The sequence below is a fragment of the Psychrobacter sp. MES7-P7E genome (genome assembly GCF_002863645.1).
In the GTDB taxonomy this organism is placed as follows: domain Bacteria; phylum Pseudomonadota; class Gammaproteobacteria; order Pseudomonadales; family Moraxellaceae; genus Psychrobacter.
The window spans coordinates 44,570-63,461 of sequence record NZ_PJBU01000095.1 but is presented as its reverse complement, the minus strand read 5'-3'; the positions used below and the strand labels follow the sequence as shown (position 1 = coordinate 63,461).

At 44.2% G+C, this 18,892-nt stretch carries 17 protein-coding genes and 2 riboswitches; of the genes, 7 read left to right on the top strand and 10 right to left on the bottom strand.

Annotation, left to right across the window (positions count from 1 at the left end; all coding sequences use genetic code 11):
• Positions 1-156 (bottom strand): Hint domain-containing protein (locus tag CXF62_RS14595; protein WP_185156613.1); only part of this gene is annotated, 156 nt, incomplete at its 3' end.
• Between the two features lie 18 nt (positions 157-174).
• Positions 175-552, bottom strand: coding sequence for a hypothetical protein (locus tag CXF62_RS07520; RefSeq protein WP_102078283.1), 378 nt, complete (start codon positions 550-552; stop codon positions 175-177).
• A gap of 90 nt (positions 553-642) precedes the next feature.
• On the opposite strand from CXF62_RS07520, the gene CXF62_RS07515 reads away from it, so the two are divergent.
• Positions 643-2,457, top strand: a complete 1,815-nt coding sequence (locus CXF62_RS07515; RefSeq protein ID WP_102093655.1) for an FMN-binding glutamate synthase family protein — start codon at positions 643-645, stop codon at positions 2,455-2,457.
• Positions 2,458-2,562: 105 nt separating this feature from the next.
• Positions 2,563-3,375 (top strand): phosphodiester glycosidase family protein, encoded by an 813-nt coding sequence (locus CXF62_RS07510; RefSeq protein ID WP_102093654.1) that lies wholly within the window; start codon positions 2,563-2,565, stop codon positions 3,373-3,375.
• Positions 3,376-3,591: 216 nt separating this feature from the next.
• Here CXF62_RS07510 and CXF62_RS07505 read toward each other — a convergent pair whose 3' ends face one another.
• The 5 genes from CXF62_RS07505 to CXF62_RS07485 all read right to left on the bottom strand — a co-directional run bounded on the left by CXF62_RS07505 (position 3,592) and on the right by CXF62_RS07485 (position 8,800).
• On the bottom strand, positions 3,592-4,788 hold the full coding sequence (locus CXF62_RS07505) for a globin domain-containing protein (protein ID WP_102093652.1): 1,197 nt from the start codon (positions 4,786-4,788) through the stop codon (positions 3,592-3,594).
• Positions 4,789-5,103: 315 nt separating this feature from the next.
• Complete coding sequence (locus CXF62_RS07500) at positions 5,104-6,327, bottom strand: vWA domain-containing protein (protein ID WP_102093651.1); 1,224 nt, start codon at positions 6,325-6,327, stop codon at positions 5,104-5,106.
• A 146-nt stretch (positions 6,328-6,473) separates the two neighbouring features.
• A complete protein-coding gene (locus tag CXF62_RS07495) occupies positions 6,474-7,337 on the bottom strand; it encodes an AAA family ATPase (RefSeq protein WP_057760758.1) in 864 nt (287 codons plus the stop codon).
• Between the two features lie 284 nt (positions 7,338-7,621).
• Entirely contained in the window at positions 7,622-8,218 is a 597-nt protein-coding gene (locus CXF62_RS07490) for a hypothetical protein (protein ID WP_102093649.1), read from the bottom strand.
• A 261-nt stretch (positions 8,219-8,479) separates the two neighbouring features.
• Positions 8,480-8,800 carry a YcgL domain-containing protein gene (locus CXF62_RS07485; RefSeq protein ID WP_057760762.1) on the bottom strand — a complete coding sequence of 107 codons (321 nt, stop codon included), beginning with the start codon at positions 8,798-8,800 and terminating at the stop codon, positions 8,480-8,482.
• A 249-nt stretch (positions 8,801-9,049) separates the two neighbouring features.
• Positions 9,050-9,189: riboswitch (glycine riboswitch) on the top strand.
• A 69-nt stretch (positions 9,190-9,258) separates the two neighbouring features.
• Positions 9,259-9,407: riboswitch (glycine riboswitch) on the top strand.
• A 168-nt stretch (positions 9,408-9,575) separates the two neighbouring features.
• On the opposite strand from CXF62_RS07485, the gene gcvT reads away from it, so the two are divergent.
• The 5 genes from gcvT (at position 9,576) to CXF62_RS07460 (ending at position 16,300) form a co-directional block, all read left to right on the top strand.
• Positions 9,576-10,769 carry a glycine cleavage system aminomethyltransferase GcvT gene (gene gcvT / locus CXF62_RS07480; protein WP_102093647.1) on the top strand — a complete coding sequence of 398 codons (1,194 nt, stop codon included), beginning with the start codon at positions 9,576-9,578 and terminating at the stop codon, positions 10,767-10,769.
• Between the two features lie 117 nt (positions 10,770-10,886).
• The gene (gene gcvH / locus CXF62_RS07475; protein WP_057760766.1) at positions 10,887-11,267 is read left to right on the top strand and encodes a glycine cleavage system protein GcvH; all 381 of its coding nucleotides are present in this window, start codon (positions 10,887-10,889) and stop codon (positions 11,265-11,267) included.
• A gap of 352 nt (positions 11,268-11,619) precedes the next feature.
• Positions 11,620-12,378: a nitroreductase family protein gene (locus tag CXF62_RS07470; protein ID WP_102093646.1), complete on the top strand. Its 759-nt coding sequence runs from the start codon at positions 11,620-11,622 to the stop codon at positions 12,376-12,378.
• Positions 12,379-12,505: 127 nt separating this feature from the next.
• Positions 12,506-15,403, top strand: coding sequence for an aminomethyl-transferring glycine dehydrogenase (gene gcvP, locus CXF62_RS07465; protein WP_102093644.1), 2,898 nt, complete (start codon positions 12,506-12,508; stop codon positions 15,401-15,403).
• Positions 15,404-15,610: 207 nt separating this feature from the next.
• Positions 15,611-16,300, top strand: coding sequence for an esterase/lipase family protein (locus CXF62_RS07460; RefSeq protein ID WP_102093642.1), 690 nt, complete (start codon positions 15,611-15,613; stop codon positions 16,298-16,300).
• Positions 16,301-16,410: 110 nt separating this feature from the next.
• On the opposite strand, the gene CXF62_RS07455 is transcribed toward CXF62_RS07460, so the two are convergent.
• From CXF62_RS07455 to CXF62_RS07445, 3 genes are all read right to left on the bottom strand, one after another.
• On the bottom strand, positions 16,411-17,724 hold the full coding sequence (locus CXF62_RS07455) for a ribonuclease D (RefSeq protein ID WP_228153193.1): 1,314 nt from the start codon (positions 17,722-17,724) through the stop codon (positions 16,411-16,413).
• Between the two features lie 124 nt (positions 17,725-17,848).
• Complete coding sequence (gene recR / locus CXF62_RS07450) at positions 17,849-18,442, bottom strand: recombination mediator RecR (RefSeq protein ID WP_102093641.1); 594 nt, start codon at positions 18,440-18,442, stop codon at positions 17,849-17,851.
• A 118-nt stretch (positions 18,443-18,560) separates the two neighbouring features.
• Positions 18,561-18,890: a YbaB/EbfC family nucleoid-associated protein gene (locus tag CXF62_RS07445; RefSeq protein ID WP_087040100.1), complete on the bottom strand. Its 330-nt coding sequence runs from the start codon at positions 18,888-18,890 to the stop codon at positions 18,561-18,563.
• Positions 18,891-18,892 lie beyond the last annotated feature (2 nt).

Sequence of the window (18,892 nt, the reverse complement as noted above, 5' to 3'; positions counted from 1 at the left end):
AACAAACGTATTCAATACTCTTTTATAGATAAGATCACCGTTCGGGTTATGCTCATCACGAGACAATACCATATCGCCAACTTTTAGCTGCTCAATGTGTACCAATCCTTTATCCGTATGAACGAGCGTTCCCGCGACAAATCCTGTATTGTTCATATCCTCTCCTTTTTAATATTATCGTTTTAATCCATCAAACCTCAGCCCAAATTTCATTAGATACTTACGCAATCTATCGCTATCGTTCGGGCTTTTTAATTTATCGCGCGAATTCGCGTATAGATAGCGCCCCGCCGCCGCTTGGTTTTTATAGCTGATACATACCTCAATCACATACGCCAGTTGCACCGCATCAAATGGATCAATAGTTGTCAGCATGTCTTCATCTAGATATTTTCTTAAAATATTATGGCTACCCTGCTCAACGGTTTCGCTGTTTAAAGTAACATATGGGCTATTTTTAATCACTTTATTGCATATACTGTCATTACTTATTTCCGTAATCGAACTAATGCCGCTCTCAACAAAAATGATTTGGATAACCCTGTTACCCATTGATACCGACGTAACGACGTCATGCGTGTATGATGTACGCGACAAATGTAAGCATCTTATCTATATCAATCATTACTATTGAGCCTCGCTATGCCTGAATCTCGTACCAATCTAAACCCTGAACCCAAAACCAGTTCGCCGTACTTTATCGGATTATTACTTCGCTATAGCACGTTTGGCGCGGCGATTTTAATTCTATTGGCGGGCTTATTATTGGTAAGTTGGTGGCTGATTGTGATCGGTGGTTTGGCTGTGGCACTTGGTATCTATGATTTGATTCAGTCTAAGCACGCCATATTGAGCAACTACCCTATCGCTGGACATATTCGCTATGTATTAGAGGATTTTCGCCCTGAGATTCGCCAGTACCTGCTTGAGGACGATAAAGAACAAGTACCGTTTTCACGCCAGCAGCGCGCGCTAGTCTATCAACGTGCTAAGAATGTCAGTGATACCAATGCCTTTGGTACGTTGGACAATTTATATACTCATGGTAAAGAATGGTTTTTGCAATCTACCATCAGTGCACCACTAGAGAACAAAGACTTTCGAATTATGGTCGGCGGTGAGCGTTGTCAGCAGCCACACGATATGTCAGTATTCAATATCTCAGCAATGAGCTTTGGCAGTCTCTCAGCGAACGCCATCATGGCACTCAATCAAGGCGCAAAATTGGGCGGATTTACTCATGACACGGGCGAAGGCGCGATCAGCCCTTATCATCGTAAGTTCGGTGGTGATTTGATTTGGGAATTGGGTACAGGCTACTTTGGTTGCCGTGATAATGATGGTAACTTTGATCCACAGTCTTTTGCTGAAAAAGCCGTCGATCCTCAAGTTAAAATGATTGAAATCAAGCTTTCACAAGGTGCCAAGCCTGGTAAAGGTGGCGTCCTTCCCTCTAGCAAAATCACGCAAGAGATTGCGGACACACGTCAAGTGCCTACGGGTCAAGACTGTATCTCGCCTTCTTCGCATACCGCATTTAGCACCCCGCGCGAGTTAGTCGCCTTTTGGCAGCAGCTGCGTGAGTTATCTGGTGGCAAGCCAGTTGGCTTCAAGCTATGTATTGGTCAGCCATGGCAGTTTATGGCGATTGTCAAAGCGATGATAGAGACGGATAACTATCCTGATTTTATCGTTATTGATGGTGCAGAAGGCGGCACAGGTGCAGCGCCTGTCGAGTTTATGGACAATGTCGGCATGCCAATGGTTGAAGGGTTTTTGCTCGTACATAATACTTTAGTCGGTGCAGGTATTCGTGACAAAATTAAGCTTGGCGTCAGTGGCAAGATCGTATCAGGCTTTGATATTGCGCGCATGATTGCGCTAGGTGCCGATTGGTGTAACTCAGCACGTGGCTTTATGTTTGCGGTTGGCTGCATTCAGTCGCGCTCTTGTCATACCAACACTTGCCCAACGGGTGTAGCTACCCAAGATCCATATCGTCAAAAGGCGCTCGACGTCCCTAGTAAAGCTGAGCGTGTTGCAAGTTTCCATAAAAACACGCTAAAATCGCTTGCCAGTATCGTAGGTGCGGTTGGTTTACAGCATCCTAGCCAATTACAGCCGTATCATATTGCACGCCGCTTAGACGATGGGCAGATTAAGCTGTTATCCAAATTCTTCTACTTTACTGATAAAGGCGCATTGCTCGATCATAGTGCCCGTGCCGATGTATTTAACCAGATGTGGGTCATGGCAAACCCTGATAGCTTCTTAGCCAATAATGACGCACTCATTGCTTATAACAAAGACTCGCGTGATAAGGGCAAAGAAACTGGCGCGCCAACAGAACACAGCGCTGGGTATAATTCTGAGCACTTGACCAATCTCACCGATGGTGGACGATTAATTGGTAATGTGAACAATACAATCCGTGACTTTCCGCCTACTAATGACTGAATCAGTGCCTAAATCGTTGTATTTAAAAAGTAGTGATGAAGGAGTAATTAAGCGGTAGATAGTAACCAAACTCAAATAATTTACACATTAAAAGACGCGTGATTGATGCCAAGTTCTATTTTTAACTTATTCTTATCAACGATAGTGCTTGCGCTAGGCCTGAGCGCTTGCCAGCAGACAAATACCAATGCGACTAGTAGCGATACCGATAGCTGGTCATGTCAGACTAAAGACACGCCCTTTGCTTATAGTGTTTGCCGTGTCGATGCTACCGCGTTAGCGAGCGAGCGTTATTCATTACAACTGTTTTGGCAATCCTCTGATAACAATGAGCCTCTGCTGACCTTTGATGCGTTATTGGCCACATTACCGAATCATGAGACCCTCAAATTTGCGATGAATGCAGGCATGTATAATGAAAACTATGCGCCGATTGGCTATACCGTCATCGAAGGCAAAGAACTCAAATCGCTAAATACAAAAGAAGGTGGCGGTAATTTTCATCTATTACCTAATGGGGTTATGTGGTGGGACCAAGCTGGCAACGTGCAAATCACCGAAAGTAATGCGTTAAATGAGCAGCTAAACAATGGTGATGTGCAGCCTTGGTATGCGACGCAATCGGGTCCTATGCTGGTCATCAATAACGAGATACACCCACAGTTCAACCCTGATAGCAGCTCAATCAAACTGCGTAATGGTGCAGGTGTTTGCCGTGATGGCAGTATACAGCTCGTTAATAGCGATGAGCCTGTGACCTTTTATCAGTTTGCAGAGTTATTTAAGGATGAGCTGGGTTGTTCAAATGCGCTGTTTTTAGACGGTGGTATTGCCTCAGCGTTGTATGCACCTAGTATCGATAAGCAAGACAAAAAAGAGATGGGAGTGATGATTGGATTGGTTGAAAATAAAGAGTAATGTACCCTGATACTCTTTATTTTCAACTAAGATTAAAAAAGCACTTAGCATGATTATTTCATACTAAGTGCTTTTTTATAAACGTTTATTTTGAATATTATAGTCAAATAACTTTAAAATGGATACAAGGCAGCCGACTGCTGCTTGTACAAATAGTACATCTAAGGAGGGTAACGCCGTAGCGGTTTAGTAGTTCACCGACTATATGTTAAAAACTTAACCACCCAAGCTCATCTTAGGGCCAAACGGTTCGTAGTGGACACTATCGACCCCATGATCTAATGCTACTAACCCATCAATCATGCTTTCCATAAACGGCATCGAGCCGCACACATAGATATCAGCAGGCTTAGGCAAGGTAGCAAGCCATGTCTCATCTAATAACTGCCCAGACTCAAAGTAAAATATATGCTTTTCTACACTCTCAGCCTGTTCGAGTAATTTATTAACTTGATCAGAAAAAGCATGATGAGCGATATTTTGACAAGCATAAACCCAAATAATAGGTCGTTTAGGATTGGCTAATACTTGCGCCTCTAGCATAGACAGTACAGGCGTCACCCCGACTCCTGCACTCATCAATACCAATGGAATATCATTTTGCTGTACCAAATCTTGATTGAGCGCGAAGTCACCAGCTGGTGCCGATAATAAAACCGTGTCACCGACTTCTAGTTGATCATGCATATAGTTAGAAACCAACCCATGATGCTCATTACGGTTATCACGTCGAACCGCAAACTGAATGCCTGCATCGGTACTGGCAGAGTATAGAGAATAATGACGCAGGGCTATATGTTCGCTGTCTTTTGGGTCTGTTTTCACCGTGATGTATTGACCAGCGGTTAAGTTCAATTTACTCAGGTCAATATCTTGATTACTATCTTCATTATCGTTCACTAGCACTACTGTAAAGGCTGCGATATCTGTAGCGACCACTTCCTTTTTAACTACCTTAAACGGTGCAAACCCCTGCCACATTGCTTCTTCATACATACCATGTTCAATCTGGATAAATACTGAGGCAATTTCATCATAGGCTTCTGTCCAAGCGTCAATAATGTCATCGGTAGCCGCCTCTCCTAGCACTTCTTTTATCGCCCCAATTAAATGCTTGCCGACGATAGGATAATGCTCAGGCAAAATCTGTAAAGCTCTATGTTTGTGGCTAATCTGGGTCACTTGTGGCAATAACATAGCCAACTTGTCCAAGTGCTTGGCAGCGGCCAATACTGTCATTGCTAGTGCCGTCTGCTGTCTTCCCAATTTTTGATTGGTTTCATTAAAAATATCTAACAGCTCAGGATGCTCATTAAACATATTTTTATAAAACACAGTGGTAATCGCAACGCCATGCTCTTCAAGTACAGGAACAGTTGCGGTGACGATTTCTAACGTTTTTGGTGAGGCCATGTTGTTTCTCTTAGTCATTAACTGCATTGATAAATTGAAATGTTAAAAATAATCCGTCTAAACTGGCAATAATGAGCAGACCTTTTTACAGTGGTCGTCAAAATTTTTAACCGCCCAATTCAGAATATTTATAACATTCATTTTAAATGAATGTTAACACAATTTACTAGACATACCAATATACAATCAATATCGATCTTATTTGCATCAACAAAATAACAGCCGCTATGTTGTCATAACGGCTGTTATTATAAGGATTCAAGCTGTGCTAACAGGTTTTATTTATTTATTCATCAATCGGGCTGAATATTAAAATTACCGCGCCATATATTGAGTCATTTCTTCAACACCATGTAGCGTCATCGGATACATCTTATTTTCAAACAGTTTTTTAATTTCAACGATGGTTTGCGTATATTGCCAATACGACGGGTTTTCAGGATTGAGCCAAGTGACTTTATCAAAATGCTCCAGTACGCGCTTCAGCCATACGATGCCCGCTTCATTATTCATATACTCTACGCTACCACCGACTGTCATCAGCTCATAAGGTGACATCGATGCATCACCGACGAAGATGACGCGATACTCACGGCCATATTTATTGAGTAGCTCAAACGTTGGCATCGGCGCACTATGGCGACGATTATTGTCCTTCCACACATAGTCATACAAACAGTTATGAAAATAAAAGAACTCTAAGGTTTTGAATTCATTTTTTGCCGCAGAAAATAGTTTTTCGAGCGCTTCGACATGGATATCCATACTGCCACCCACATCAAACAACATTAGCACTTTGACACGATTACGGCGCTCTGCCTGCATATGTATATCGAGCACACCCTTTTTTGCCGTACGCTTAATCGTCTCATGAATATCGAGCTCATCAGCACTACCGGTCCGTGCAAACTGACGCAGATTGCGTAGCGCCATTTGAATTTGGCGTGTACCGAGCTGATTGTCGTCATCGAGATTGCGATATTTACGCTGCTCCCAGACTTTTGCTGCGCTACGTTTGCGCGACTCACCGCCGACGCGTACGCCTTCTGGATGGTCACCATAGGCACCAAATGGCGAAGTGCCGCCCGTTCCTACCCATTTACTACCACCTTGATGACGCTCTTTTTGCTCTTTTAACCGTTCCTCTAACGCCTTCATCAGCTCTTCAAGCGAGCCGTATTTTTTCAGTAATCGTCTTTGCTCTTCCGTTAGATTTTTGGGATCGAGCTTCAGATCCAGCCACTCTTTGGGCACGTCCGTTAGCTTGGCCAACAGCTCATCCATATCGAGACTATCGACACCTTCAAAATAATCCGCCATGGCCCGATCGAACTTATCAAAATGGCGCTCATCTTTGACCATGCACAGTCGAATCAGCCGATACATATCTTCGCGGCTAGCAAAAGTAGTCAGTGCTGGATCTTCAGGATGCGTCTGCATCATCAGCCCTTTATCTAACGCGGCATTGAGATCGAGCAGCTCGCGCGTACTGACTGGCACGCCATAAGTACGCAAGGTATAGAATAGTTTGATAAACATAAGAGTCGTATCACTTATTAGCTGATATTATTATCTGGTGATATTGCTGATATCATTAATTGGTACAGTCACAGGTTGAGCGCTTTCGTTGACTTCTACATCAGATATTGGATATAAAAGGTTAAAGCCAACGCAAGCGGCAAACATTAGCGACGCATCATATTGGCAAAACGCTGTAATAAACTCACATCTGCCTCGTTTTTGAGCAACGCACCGTATAGAGGTGGAATAGACTTTTCGCCGCGCAGATTTTCTTCTAGCTCGTCTTGAGCCATATCATCAGCAAGTAACAAGGTTAACCAATCGACCAACTCAGACGTTGATGGCGGCTTTTTAAGACCTTGAATACCACGCAGCTTATAGAAGATATCCAATGCATCATTGACCAGTTTTTCTTGAATATCTGGAAAATGCACTTCGATGATTTGGCGCATGGTTTCTTCTTCTGGGAAATCAATATAATGGAAGAAGCAACGACGCAAAAACGCATCTGGTAGCTCTTTTTCATTGTTTGAGGTAATAATAACCACTGGACGCTGCGCCGCTGTAATAGTTTCGCCCGTCTCATAAACATAAAAAGACATCTTATCAAGCTCATGTAGCAAATCATTTGGGAACTCGATATCGGCTTTATCGATCTCATCAATCAGCAGTACGCTACGCTCTGTACTGGTAAAAGCATCCCACAGCTTGCCCGGCTTGATATAGTTGGCAATGTCATAAACCTTGTCATCACCCAACTGTGAATCCCGCAGGCGTGATACTGCATCATACTCGTACAGTCCTTGCTCAGCCTTAGTCGTCGATTTGACGTGCCAAGTAATCAGTGGCATGCCCAAACTTTCAGCAACTTCTTCGGCAAGCAATGTCTTACCTGTGCCAGGCTCGCCTTTGATCAGCAATGGCTTTTGTAAGGTCATAGCGGCATTTACGGCCAGTTGCAAATCATCGGTAGCAATATAACTACTCGTACCAGTAAAGTTTTGCTTAGTATTGTCAGCTGTGGTCATAATCAGATCTCGATAGTTGTTATAGATAAGTTGTTATAAATGGATAGGTCTAAAATATAAATGACTAATAAAGGATAAATTAGATTAGCACAGCCTGATGCATTGCCAAAATACTCATGCGTTCGCATTTATTAACAATTGTTATGTGCAGTTCATAGTGAGCAATTATTTATATGCCTAATAAACAATCTGGCATAAAAAAAGACACGCAGCGGTGTCTTTTTATTCGGGTATCAAATAAATTCTAAAACAATAGTACTATCTTAATGCCTAGCTTATTTTTATTACTTGTCAGATGTATCGCTATTCGTTTTTTTAGCCAATGCATTGTCTTTTTTTAATCTCACGTTAGTGTCAGGCTGTTCGGTTACGGTAGTGCCTTCTGGCAAATAACTGCCTGTGGTCATTTGCAATGTGGCATGTGTATCTTCTGCGCTGCGGCTACGGGCTTTGTCCAAGCTTGATGCAAATGCGCTGCGTATCAGTTGCCATACAAAACCAACAAACAACCCTGCGACCAGTATCACCAATATCGGCAGCATATTGGCAACCGCGCCTGCATAATCTTTCATCATCACAGCATAGACGACGCTGATACTGGCTGGTGCAAGCTCGCTCGGATCGCCAAGCGCTGTACCTGGTGCTAGTAATACCGCAAACAGAACCATCCAACTCATACCGCCCAATGGTTTTGGCAGTACACGAGCAACGAGTATCCATAGCACTAGTACCAAAACAGCACCGCCCAGATAAGCATACATCGGCAAATCAGCGGGCGGGACATCCTTTACCATTTGGCCCCACCAAATGGCAATCTCACCGAGAATGTCACTGATAGACTCTAGCGGTAAGCTATGTAAGATATTTTTTAACCAGTCCATGCGTGTTTATTTACCTGCGTTTATCGCCGGTGACACAATCTGTGTCTAGCGGTATATGTGCGTTCTGTAGAACCAGAATGAGGCCAACTACATAATAAACTTATGCATTATGTAGGCTTATATGTACGTTGCGTAGGGTGTCAGTTTATCACGACTCTCTACTCAAATGCATGTGAGCAAGTGTGTCGTAGGTTTTTATCGACACTGTTTTTACAGTAGCATACTGATATGTCCTACCACACTTACTTGCTAACAAATCTATTAATTATAGATGCTGTCCTGCGATTCACGAGCACGCAGCTCTGCTTGACGGCGCATCACGTCTTGCGGCGGCAACTGCACAAAGTAACCTTGAGACTGCAGCTTTGCCAATACTTCTTCTTTATCGACACGAGCGAGCTTATCTTTAGTTGATAAGTCCAAATGCATGACGAACTTACTACGGCCTAAACCTGCACGGAAATCTTTTGGTAATACACCAAGCCAGTCTTTGATTTCATCAGTATCATCAGGATAATCAGGACGCGCAATGTAGATATACATGTCGTCATGTTTGGGAAATTTATAAATATCGCAATGCATAAAAACCACCTATCAGAAACTATGGGCGTAGGTTAGCATATTTCAGGCAAATACCAGTAGTCGCTTTGCGTTTTGCTATCGTAATTTTTGTCAAAACACACAGACAAAACGCTGATATGAGCGATAAAAATATCATTGTAAAACATAACCTATTTGACAGACTTCCCTATCAAAACATTATTTTTGCCAAATTTATTTATTTTAATGGCTTTGATGACTTGTAAAAGCGCTTTGAACCTTTCATAATAAAAGCGTTTTTCAGGAGAGAGTTTATCAGCATAGATTTTGTATTGAACCCTATTGGTTATACAACTATCGCAATTGCTAGATAACCACCGAAGGCGCATCCACCCTGCCAATCGCTCAGGTAAAAGGACTGAAAAACGCATGTCACTGCTGTTTGATAGTGTTTAGTAGCATGACGCTCATAGCGCACTACTTTTTTATCAAGCATAAGGCATAACAAATCTGGAGAGTGGTAAGAACGGACGACGTCTTACCCACCGAAGGGGAGAAAATACGCTATCATCGACGATAGGGCTCATATAACTGCCCAAAAATGATGGTTCGTATTGAAAATCTCAGGTCACAGGACAGATAGGGCTTTTGCTTAAACCGACGTTCAGTGTTGGTTTGGCTTACTGCTTTATCTTTTTTTTCTGTGCTACCCTTGGTTGCAATACTTGCACCCTGCAATGTTGCTTCTCGCTACTATGATACTGCACATCGCTCATTACTCTATCGAGTACGACTGATGTACACATAAGGATTTGTTATGACTGATACCCATTCTCAAGACATCACTTCTCAAAACGATCAGAGCCAAGCTCCTCAGCGCACCCCTTTTTACCAGTCTCATATTGATAGTGAGGGCAAACTGGTCGATTTTTCTGGTTGGGAATTGCCAATTCATTACGGTTCACAAATCGAAGAGCACGAAGCGGTACGCACAGATGCAGGTATGTTTGATGTCTCACATATGGTTGTGACTGATATCAAAGGCGCTGATACCAAAGCATGGCTACAAAAACTGCTCGCAAACGATATCAACAAACTCACTACCGCTGGTAAAGCGCTGTACTCTGGCATGCTCAATGAGCAAGGCGGCGTTATCGATGATTTGATCGTCTACCTGATGAATGCAGAAGAAACTGAGTACCGCATCGTCTCTAACGCAGCCACTCGTGACAAGGATTTAGCACAGTTTAATAAAGTCGCCGAAGGTTTCGATATTACGATTACCGAGCGACCTGAGCTTGCGATGCTTGCCGTGCAAGGTCCAAATGCTATTGCAAAACTGGCTCAGGCCAAACCAAGCTGGACAGATACCTTAGCAGCACTAAAACCTTTCGTTGGTGCTGACTTGACCGATATCGAAGGCACTGATTGGTTTGTGGCTCGTACTGGCTATACTGGTGAAGATGGCGTCGAAGTCATTATGCATGCCGATGATGCCCCTGTTTTCTTTGAACAACTAAAAGGAAATGGTATCAAACCTGCTGGTCTTGGCGCACGTGATACCTTGCGTATGGAAGCGGGCATGAATCTTTACGGTCATGACATGGATGAGAATGTTAGCCCTTATGAGTGCAACATGGGCTGGACGCTTGCACTAAAAGACGATCGTGCCTTTGTCGGCCGTGAAGCATTGGTCAGCAAACGTAAGCAGTCAAAAGAAGACAACACTGCTATGAAGCAAGTGGGTCTGCTATTGACCACGCGCGGCGTATTGCGTGAAGGCATGACAGTGACTATCAATCAAGGCACTGATAATGAGCAAACTGGCATTATCACCAGTGGTACATTCTCCCCTAGCCTAAAAAATTCAATCGCGATTGCTCGTGTACCTGCCAGCTTATCAGAAGATGACAGCGTACAAGTCGATCTACGTGGCAAAGGTAAGTTCGTCGATGTGCGCGTATTGAAGCTACCTTTTGTCCGTAACGGCAAGCAACAGTTTGACTCTTAGGTCTTATAAATTCTATCATTAGAGCGCGTTGTCATTTTGCACGCAATTATAAAAATGACGACACGCCCAGCCTTCATTATTTTTGTTAATTAACCTCTATCACTTAGGAGAGAGACCATGAGCAACATCCCAGCAGAGCTAAAATATATTGCTAGTCACGAGTGGCTACGCCTAGAAGACGACGGTACGATCACTGTTGGTATCACTGACCATGCTCAAGATCTATTGGGTGATGTGGTATTCGTTGAGCTACCAGATGTGGGCGATATCATCGCTGTCGATGACGAAATCTCAGTTGTTGAATCAGTAAAAGCGGCTTCTGACGTTTATGCCCCTATTTCAGGTGAAGTCATCGCTATTAACGAAGCACTAGAAGATGATCCTGAAATCATCAACTCTGACCCATATGGCGAAGGTTGGTTCTTCAGAATGAAGCCTGACAACATCGCTGACTACGAAGCACTAATGACTGCTGACGAGTACGAAAGCGACTTATAAGCTAAGCACGTAAGTTAAGCATGCTCTCACAAGACATGAGCATTTTTAAGATATTAGCTCGTACAAAGCACTAGCCCCGACTAAACATCATAGATACTGGCAGCAGCTGGTATCTATACTCTCTATTTAAACGATTTAAAAACCTTTCTCATGAAAAGTATTGGCTCATTGACCATGCTTGTTATTTGAAAGCAGCTTTATATGTAGATCTCCAACAATCATTATCGTCCGATGTTATTGCTCTCAAGCGTTATCTCATTGACTCGTATTGATCACCTATTCGAATCCCAATGAATACGTGCTATCAATAACGACGCAAACTGATAACCCAATTCTCAGCATGGATCCTAATATGAATGCCAACACCGATAATAAAGACCCCATTGCTACACCAAACCATACGCCGCAGCTAAAAGCCTTTCGCGATATCGTAGAGTCACGCCGTTCCGTGCGCCGTTTTACTGATACCCCCATACCTGATGACGTATTGGCAGACTGTCTGCGTTTGGCCATGCTAGCACCAAACTCTAGCAACCTACAGCCGTGGGAATTTTATGTTATCGATGATGCTGACAATCGCAAACGCGCCGTCAAAAACTGTATGAATCAAAACGCCGCAAAAACATCAGCCCGTTTGATTGCCATCGTTGCTCGTACTGATGTTTGGCACGATCACGCTAAGCAAGTATTGCGCGAATATCCTGACCAGCCAGTGCCAAAGAAAGTGAAAGACTACTACAACAAAGTCGTCACAATGGACTTTTTGCGCGGCCCAGCCAACGTGGTTTCGGCTGCAAAATGGGGCGCAACGCAAGTGGTCAGACGGGTAAAAGGCCCAATCAAATCGCCTTATTATACCTTTGAAGACACCAAAAACTGGGCAACCAATAACACCGCGCTTGCCGCCGAAAACCTAATGTTGGCACTACGTGCTCATGGTTTTGATAGCTGTCCTATGGGCGGCTTTGATGAGCCTGCCATGAAAGCGTTGCTCAATCTTAGCGACGACCATCATATCGTTATGATGATTGGCGCAGGTGAGCGTGCTGACAATGGCGTTTACAACACTCAGTTCCGCTTTGATCAAAAACAGTTTGTGCATTACGTATAACGTACCGCTCACAGTGTTTCCTTAACTGCTCACAGTGTTTCCTTAACTGCTCACAGTGTTTCCTTAACTGCTCACAATGTTTTCTTAATTGCTATTTTGTTTATTACTCCCTTAACCAAGGATTGTCATGACTATCTCTCAAAACCCATCGTTTGATACCTTTCAAGGATTGTTCAACGAAGCTGAATTTGTCTATCGCCACTTAGGTTCGAACGAAACCAAGCAAGCTGACCTACTCAGCGCTGTTGGTTATAAAGATATGCAAAGCTTTATCAATGACACTGTGCCTGAGCCAGTACGTCTGCACAAAGAGCTGGATTTGCCAGTGGCGATGAGTGAACATGCGGCACTTGCCAAACTACGCACGATGGCAGATGACATCACTGTTAACAAAAGCTATATCGGTCAAGGCTACTCTCCGGTTCGTATGCCTGCCGTCATTCAGCGCAACGTCCTTGAAAATCCAGGCTGGTACACCGCCTATACCCCTTATCAAGCTGAAATCGCTCAAGGTCGTCTAGAAGCATTGCTGAACTTCCAACAAGTATGTATTGATCTAACAGGTCTTGAGCTGGCTGGTGCGTCATTGCTTGATGAAGCGACCGCAGCGGCAGAAGCGATGGCGATGTCAAAGCGTGTGAGCAAAAACAAATCAACGCAGTATTTCGTCGATGAACGCGTCTATCCACAAACGCTAGATGTTATCAATACTCGTGCTAAATACTTTGGTTGGGAAGTCGTTGTTGGTGATTTCGAAACGGCTAAATCTGGCGACTATTTCGGTGCGCTATTCCAGTATGTCGGTGCCGAAGGCGACGTTAAAGACTTAACAGACGTCATCAGTGCAGTAAAAGAAAACAAAACTTACGTCAGCGTCGTCAGTGACATCATGAGCTTGGTGTTATTAAAATCACCAGCCGATATGGGTGCTGACGTAGCGCTAGGTAGTACTCAGCGTTTCGGTATTCCAATGGGCTTTGGCGGTCCACATGCCGCTTATTTTGCGTTCTCTGATAAAGCCAAGCGTTCAGCGCCTGGTCGTATCATTGGTGTCTCAAAAGATGCACAAGGCAATACTGCATTACGTATGGCTCTACAAACGCGTGAGCAGCATATCCGCCGCGAAAAAGCCAACTCAAACATCTGTACCTCACAAGTATTGCTGGCCAACCTCGCTGGTATGTACGCGGTATATCATGGTCCAGGTGGCGTGAAGCGTATTGCCACTCGTATTCATGCGTTTGCCACTGCGTTTGCTGATGCTATCACAGAATCTAACGACAGCAGCTTGAGCGTAGTACATGATCAATTCTTCGATACAGTCGTGGTTGATTGTGGTTCAGAGAAGCTTGCTACTCAAATTTTCAAAAATGCAGACAACGTCGGCTACAACTTATGGCGTATAAGCGACACCAAATTGAGCGTTGCCTTTAGTGAAACCAGCGATCAGCAAGATTTCAACACCTTGACTCAGTTGTTCGTCAATAAGTCACACGATCTACCTGAAACAGCTCGCGTCTCTCTAGATAGCGCAAACCTGCGTACGGATGATATCTTGACTCATCCAGTATTCAACTCGCATCATACCGAGCATGAAATGCTACGCTACCTAAAGTCGCTTGAAGACAAAGATTTGGCGATGAACCGCAGCATGATTTCACTGGGTAGCTGTACCATGAAGCTAAACGCCACCAGTGAGATGCTACCGATTACTTGGCCTGAGTTTGCCAACGTGCATCCTTTTGCACCGCGTGACCAAGTCACTGGCTATATCGCGATGATCGATAGCCTACAAGATCAATTAAAAGCCATTACTGGTTTTGATGATGTCTCTATGCAGCCAAACTCTGGTGCCTCTGGTGAATATGCTGGTCTGCTCGCGATTCGCCGTTATCATGAGTCATTGGGCGAGACCAATCGTGATGTGTGCTTGATTCCTCAGTCAGCGCACGGTACCAACCCTGCTACCGCCATGATGATGGGTATGAAAGTCGTCGTGGTCAAAACCGATGAAAACGGCAACGTTGATATCGATGATTTAACCGCCAAGTGTGAAGAGCATAGCGAGCGTTTGGGCGCTTTAATGATCACGTACCCATCGACTCATGGCGTGTTTGAAGAAGGCATCCGTCATATCTGTGATTTGACTCACAAGCATGGTGGTCAGGTCTATATGGATGGCGCCAACATGAATGCTCAGGTAGGCATGATGCAACCTGCAGACGTTGGGGCTGATGTATTGCATATGAACTTGCACAAAACCTTCTGTATTCCGCATGGCGGCGGCGGTCCAGGTATGGGTCCTATCGGTATGAAGGCGCATTTGGCACCCTTCATGGCCAACCATACGCTAAGCCCTGTGCATAATGCACAAAAAGACTGCTCAGCGGTATCGGCTGCGCCTTATGGTTCAGCGAGCATCTTACCTATCTCATGGATGTACATTGCTATGATGGGCCGTGATGGTCTATTAAAAGCAACGGAGCTGGCATTACTGAACGCCAACTACGTAGCAGCCGAATTAAAAGGTCACTACCCTGTCTTGTATGCAGGCAAAAATGGCCGCGTGGCTCACGAATGCATCATCGATATTCGTCCGTTAAAAGAAGAAACTGGCATAACAGAAAGCGATATCGCTAAGCGCTTGATGGATTATGGTTTCCATTCGCCAACGATGAGTTTCCCAGTCGCTGGCACGCTTATGATTGAGCCAACAGAGTCTGAGTCAAAAGAAGAGTTGGATCGCTTTATCAGTGCGCTAAAATCTATTAAAGCTGAAGCCATGAAAGCCAAAGCTGGTGAAGATAACTGGACGCTAGAAGATAACCCGTTAGTCAATGCACCTCATACGGCTGCTATGATTACTAGCGAAGAGTGGACGCATCCATACAGCCGTGAGACTGCTGCATTCCCACTACCGTACATCCGTGCAAACAAGTTCTGGCCAAGTGTCGCTCGTGTCGATGATGCGTATGGTGATAAGAACCTAATGTGCTCTTGCCCAAGTATCGAAAACTATATGTAATTATTATTTCGGATAGTTATTCTCTGTAGTAAAAAACCTCCAAGTCAGCAGCTGACTTGGAGGTTTTTATTTTGCTGACTTTTTATCTATTACATTAGCAGGTAATATTATGAATAAAATAAACGATAAGAACTCAATGTAATAAAAGCTTATATTGATAATAAGCTATTTATCTTAAATTTCTGAAGCAATCATTTGGACAATGCTATGCAACATAAAGCGCCTAAACAAAAAACTCGCGTTATTCTAATTCATGGGCTACACCAAACCCCATGGATCATGCGACCATTAGCCAAGCGCCTGCAATCAGCAGGATTTGATACCCATCAGTATGGCTACCGTAGTATGCGTGATGGTATCAAAACCAATAGCGCCCGCCTAAATAGCTGGCTAGAAACAAACCATCACCCAGATCATCCTATAGATTTGGTTGGGCATAGTTTAGGTGGTTTGATCATTCGTGATTTTGTCGCTCAGTATCCAAAATGGAAAATCGGACGTTGCGTGACGCTAGGAACACCGCATATAGGGAGTGTTTGTGCAGATTATATTTGGCGATTGACTCCTGCTGTCGTAGGTCGCTCGTATGTCGACGCCCTCGACGGCACAGTCGCGCCATTGCCCAAACATGTGACGCTAGGCGTCATCGCTGGCAACCGTCCTTATGGTCTAGGTCAGCTGTTTTTGCAATATCATAATCGCAAACTGCGCAAATCTGACAAGCCACTTCTTAACGAGCAGCTTGCACATGACGGGACAGTCTATATAGAGGAGACGAGGATAGAGGCTGCAGCTGATCATATTGTCATGTCAGTCTCACATACTGGCATGCTAGTGAACCCAGAGGTCGCCGAGCAGACTCAATACTTTTTAGAGCATGGACGATTTAAACGCTAAGAGCTGTATGAATAAGAGCTGTATGAATACTTGAGTGTCAGTTTTCAGTCTTATCGAACGATTTCTTGTTAAACGGTGCCTTATCGAACGCTGCTTTATCGAACGATTCCTTATTGAACACGAATACCCATGCCCTGCTGCAGTTCGGTTTTATGCTTTTTGATGACTGGAATTAAGGTTTTAACAACCCAATCGCTACGCCAACCTTTTAGCCCTTGCGGCAGTTCGCTCACGTCTTTATCAAGAGCAACCACTTCATACAACTGCCCTAGCCATTTTTTACGCATTAATACGCTAGCAGGTATACCAATCTCTCGCGCATGCTCATCAATCGCTTGCTGCACTGCTTTTGAGAGTACTTTATTTTTTGAGCGATATGGCGGCACTAGACAGTCTGGATGCTCTGTAGGCGGTAGACTCTTGGCATCTCTGATTACTTTCAGCAGCTCTTCGCCATATAGTCGTAGCATACTACGGTGCATGGTTGTTTTGTGTGCCAGCTCGCGCATGCTGTTTGGCTTTTCAGTGACTATCTCTCGTACTGCTTGTTTTTTTATCACAAAGGTACGCGGTTGATTGGTCGCGCGTGCCAACTCTTCTCGCCACGTAGCTACCCCTTTGAGTATCGCCATTTGCTGTGAGTTATAGCGGTAATCTGCCATCGTTAGATACATCGCTTCATCTTCGACGTGTTGCGTGTCATACAAATCACCGGCATAAAGCTGACAGTCAGCCCAAACATAATCATATAACCCTTGAGCCTTAAGCGCATGTTCGATACTGAGATATAGCGCTGGCAGATAACGCACATCATCGATGGCATACTGCTCTTGCTCATCTGTCAACGGGCGCTGGAGCCAATCAGACTGACTGTGCTCTTTATCGATATGCATATCTAGCTGATCAGCCAGTGCCTGCTGATACCCCATTTGCAATTGACCTGTTAAATAAGACAACGCAATTTGGGTATCAAAGATATTGGTCAGTGGCGGACAACCAGACAGCAGATAAAAAATCCCCAAATCTTCGCCGCAAGCATGCCAAATAGCCACATCGACTTTACGTAGTGCTTCCCACAGCTCGTCCAGCTGTAGTTGCGGCGCGTCTAGCAGATAAACATGATTACCAGTATTCAATTGTACAAGTGCCAAACGTGGGTAATAAGTGTCACGCTTAATGAATTCTGTATCCAACGCCACTCGCCCGCAAGTCGCCAAAGCCTCAATAACGTCATCTAATTGATTCTGCTCACGAACCCAAGTGATATCAACCGCATCAGCAATATCCAGCAATGCGTCAATGTCTAGTGTATCGACGTCTAACGCTGTTGGCACCGTTTCAGTGCCAGCTAATTGCTCTGAGACATCAATAGTCATGCTATCTGGATCAGGATGGGCTGGAGCGTTTGAAACATTATTGGACACGGGCAGATACCTGCATAAATAAGAGAAAATAAAACGCTAATATGCATTTTATTAAGATTAAAGGAGAATACAATTATAACAACTTCACGAAATAAAGTGGCTAAGACTTAGGCTTTATCAAATACTATAAAAAAGAGCGGTTTTGCATGGCTTGACCAAGTGTCATACTATCAAGATACTCAAGCTCGCCGCCCATAGGTACGCCTTGTGCCAAACGCGTGACTCTACTCACATGACGATTGACTGCCTCGCTAATAAAATGAGCAGTGGTCTGACCTTCAACGGTTGTACCAGTTGCCAAGATAATCTCTTCTACGGGTTCTTGCTTGACCCGCCACACCAGTTGGTCAATATTTAAATCATCAGCACTGATACCATCGATAGGTGATAAATGCCCGCCTAGCACAAAATAGCGACCACGATACCCTGCTGTCTGCTCAATGGCCATCACATCTGCCGCCGTCTCAACCACACATAGCAGACTGTCATCACGCCTAGGGTCTTGGCACAGTGGACATATATCCTCATCGCTAAAGCTATGACAGCGCTGACACTCAACAATATCGCGCATGGCTTCATCGAGTGCTTGGGCAAGTGCCATACCCTGCGGGCGTTTTTTGCTGAGCAGATGGAGCGCCATTCGCTGGGCGCTTTTTTGACCGACACCTGGCAATATACGCAGCTGCTTGACCAGCTGATCAAATTTGGCTGTAAGCAAAGTGACTTTCCTTTAATTGACTTTATCTAACTGAATTTATAAATCATAGTTATAAAAATAGGGTCGTATCGTGTCGATAACAACCCCATTTTTGTCTTTAGTATGAAGTATTTAATGCTTAAAACATGCCTTGCATACCTGGTGGTAGACCCATACCTGAGGTCGCGCCTGCCATTGTTTCTTCATACAACTCGTCTGCTTGACGAACAGCATCATTGATAGCTGCCGCAATAAGATCTTCGATCATATCAGGCTCGTCTTCTAGCAAGCTTGGATCAATGCTCAAACGCTTGACCACATGACGACCCGTCATCGTTACTTTAACCAAACCACTGCCCGCTTCGGCTTGTACTTCTTTGTTAGCAAGCTCTTTTTTAGCGTTCTCAACGTTTGCTTCTACTTTCTTTTGCATCGTTTGTGCTTGTTGCATCAATGCTTGAATGTTCATAG

What these genes read in the sequence shown, in the direction of transcription:
- CXF62_RS07520 (WP_102078283.1), bottom strand. Translation starts at nt 552, where the DNA reads ATGGGTAACAGGGTTATCCAAATCATTTTTGTTGAGAGCGGCATTAGT.
- CXF62_RS07470 (WP_102093646.1), top strand. Translation starts at nt 11,620, where the DNA reads ATGAATGCCAACACCGATAATAAAGACCCCATTGCTACACCAAACCAT.
- CXF62_RS07505 (WP_102093652.1), bottom strand. Translation starts at nt 4,788, where the DNA reads ATGGCCTCACCAAAAACGTTAGAAATCGTCACCGCAACTGTTCCTGTA.
- CXF62_RS07460 (WP_102093642.1), top strand. Translation starts at nt 15,611, where the DNA reads ATGCAACATAAAGCGCCTAAACAAAAAACTCGCGTTATTCTAATTCAT.
- gcvP (WP_102093644.1), top strand. Translation starts at nt 12,506, where the DNA reads ATGACTATCTCTCAAAACCCATCGTTTGATACCTTTCAAGGATTGTTC.
- CXF62_RS07515 (WP_102093655.1), top strand. Translation starts at nt 643, where the DNA reads ATGCCTGAATCTCGTACCAATCTAAACCCTGAACCCAAAACCAGTTCG.
- CXF62_RS07500 (WP_102093651.1), bottom strand. Translation starts at nt 6,327, where the DNA reads ATGTTTATCAAACTATTCTATACCTTGCGTACTTATGGCGTGCCAGTC.
- gcvT (WP_102093647.1), top strand. Translation starts at nt 9,576, where the DNA reads ATGACTGATACCCATTCTCAAGACATCACTTCTCAAAACGATCAGAGC.
- CXF62_RS07490 (WP_102093649.1), bottom strand. Translation starts at nt 8,218, where the DNA reads ATGGACTGGTTAAAAAATATCTTACATAGCTTACCGCTAGAGTCTATC.
- CXF62_RS07485 (WP_057760762.1), bottom strand. Translation starts at nt 8,800, where the DNA reads ATGCATTGCGATATTTATAAATTTCCCAAACATGACGACATGTATATC.
- CXF62_RS07510 (WP_102093654.1), top strand. Translation starts at nt 2,563, where the DNA reads ATGCCAAGTTCTATTTTTAACTTATTCTTATCAACGATAGTGCTTGCG.
- CXF62_RS07495 (WP_057760758.1), bottom strand. Translation starts at nt 7,337, where the DNA reads ATGACCACAGCTGACAATACTAAGCAAAACTTTACTGGTACGAGTAGT.
- CXF62_RS07445 (WP_087040100.1), bottom strand. Translation starts at nt 18,890, where the DNA reads ATGAACATTCAAGCATTGATGCAACAAGCACAAACGATGCAAAAGAAA.
- gcvH (WP_057760766.1), top strand. Translation starts at nt 10,887, where the DNA reads ATGAGCAACATCCCAGCAGAGCTAAAATATATTGCTAGTCACGAGTGG.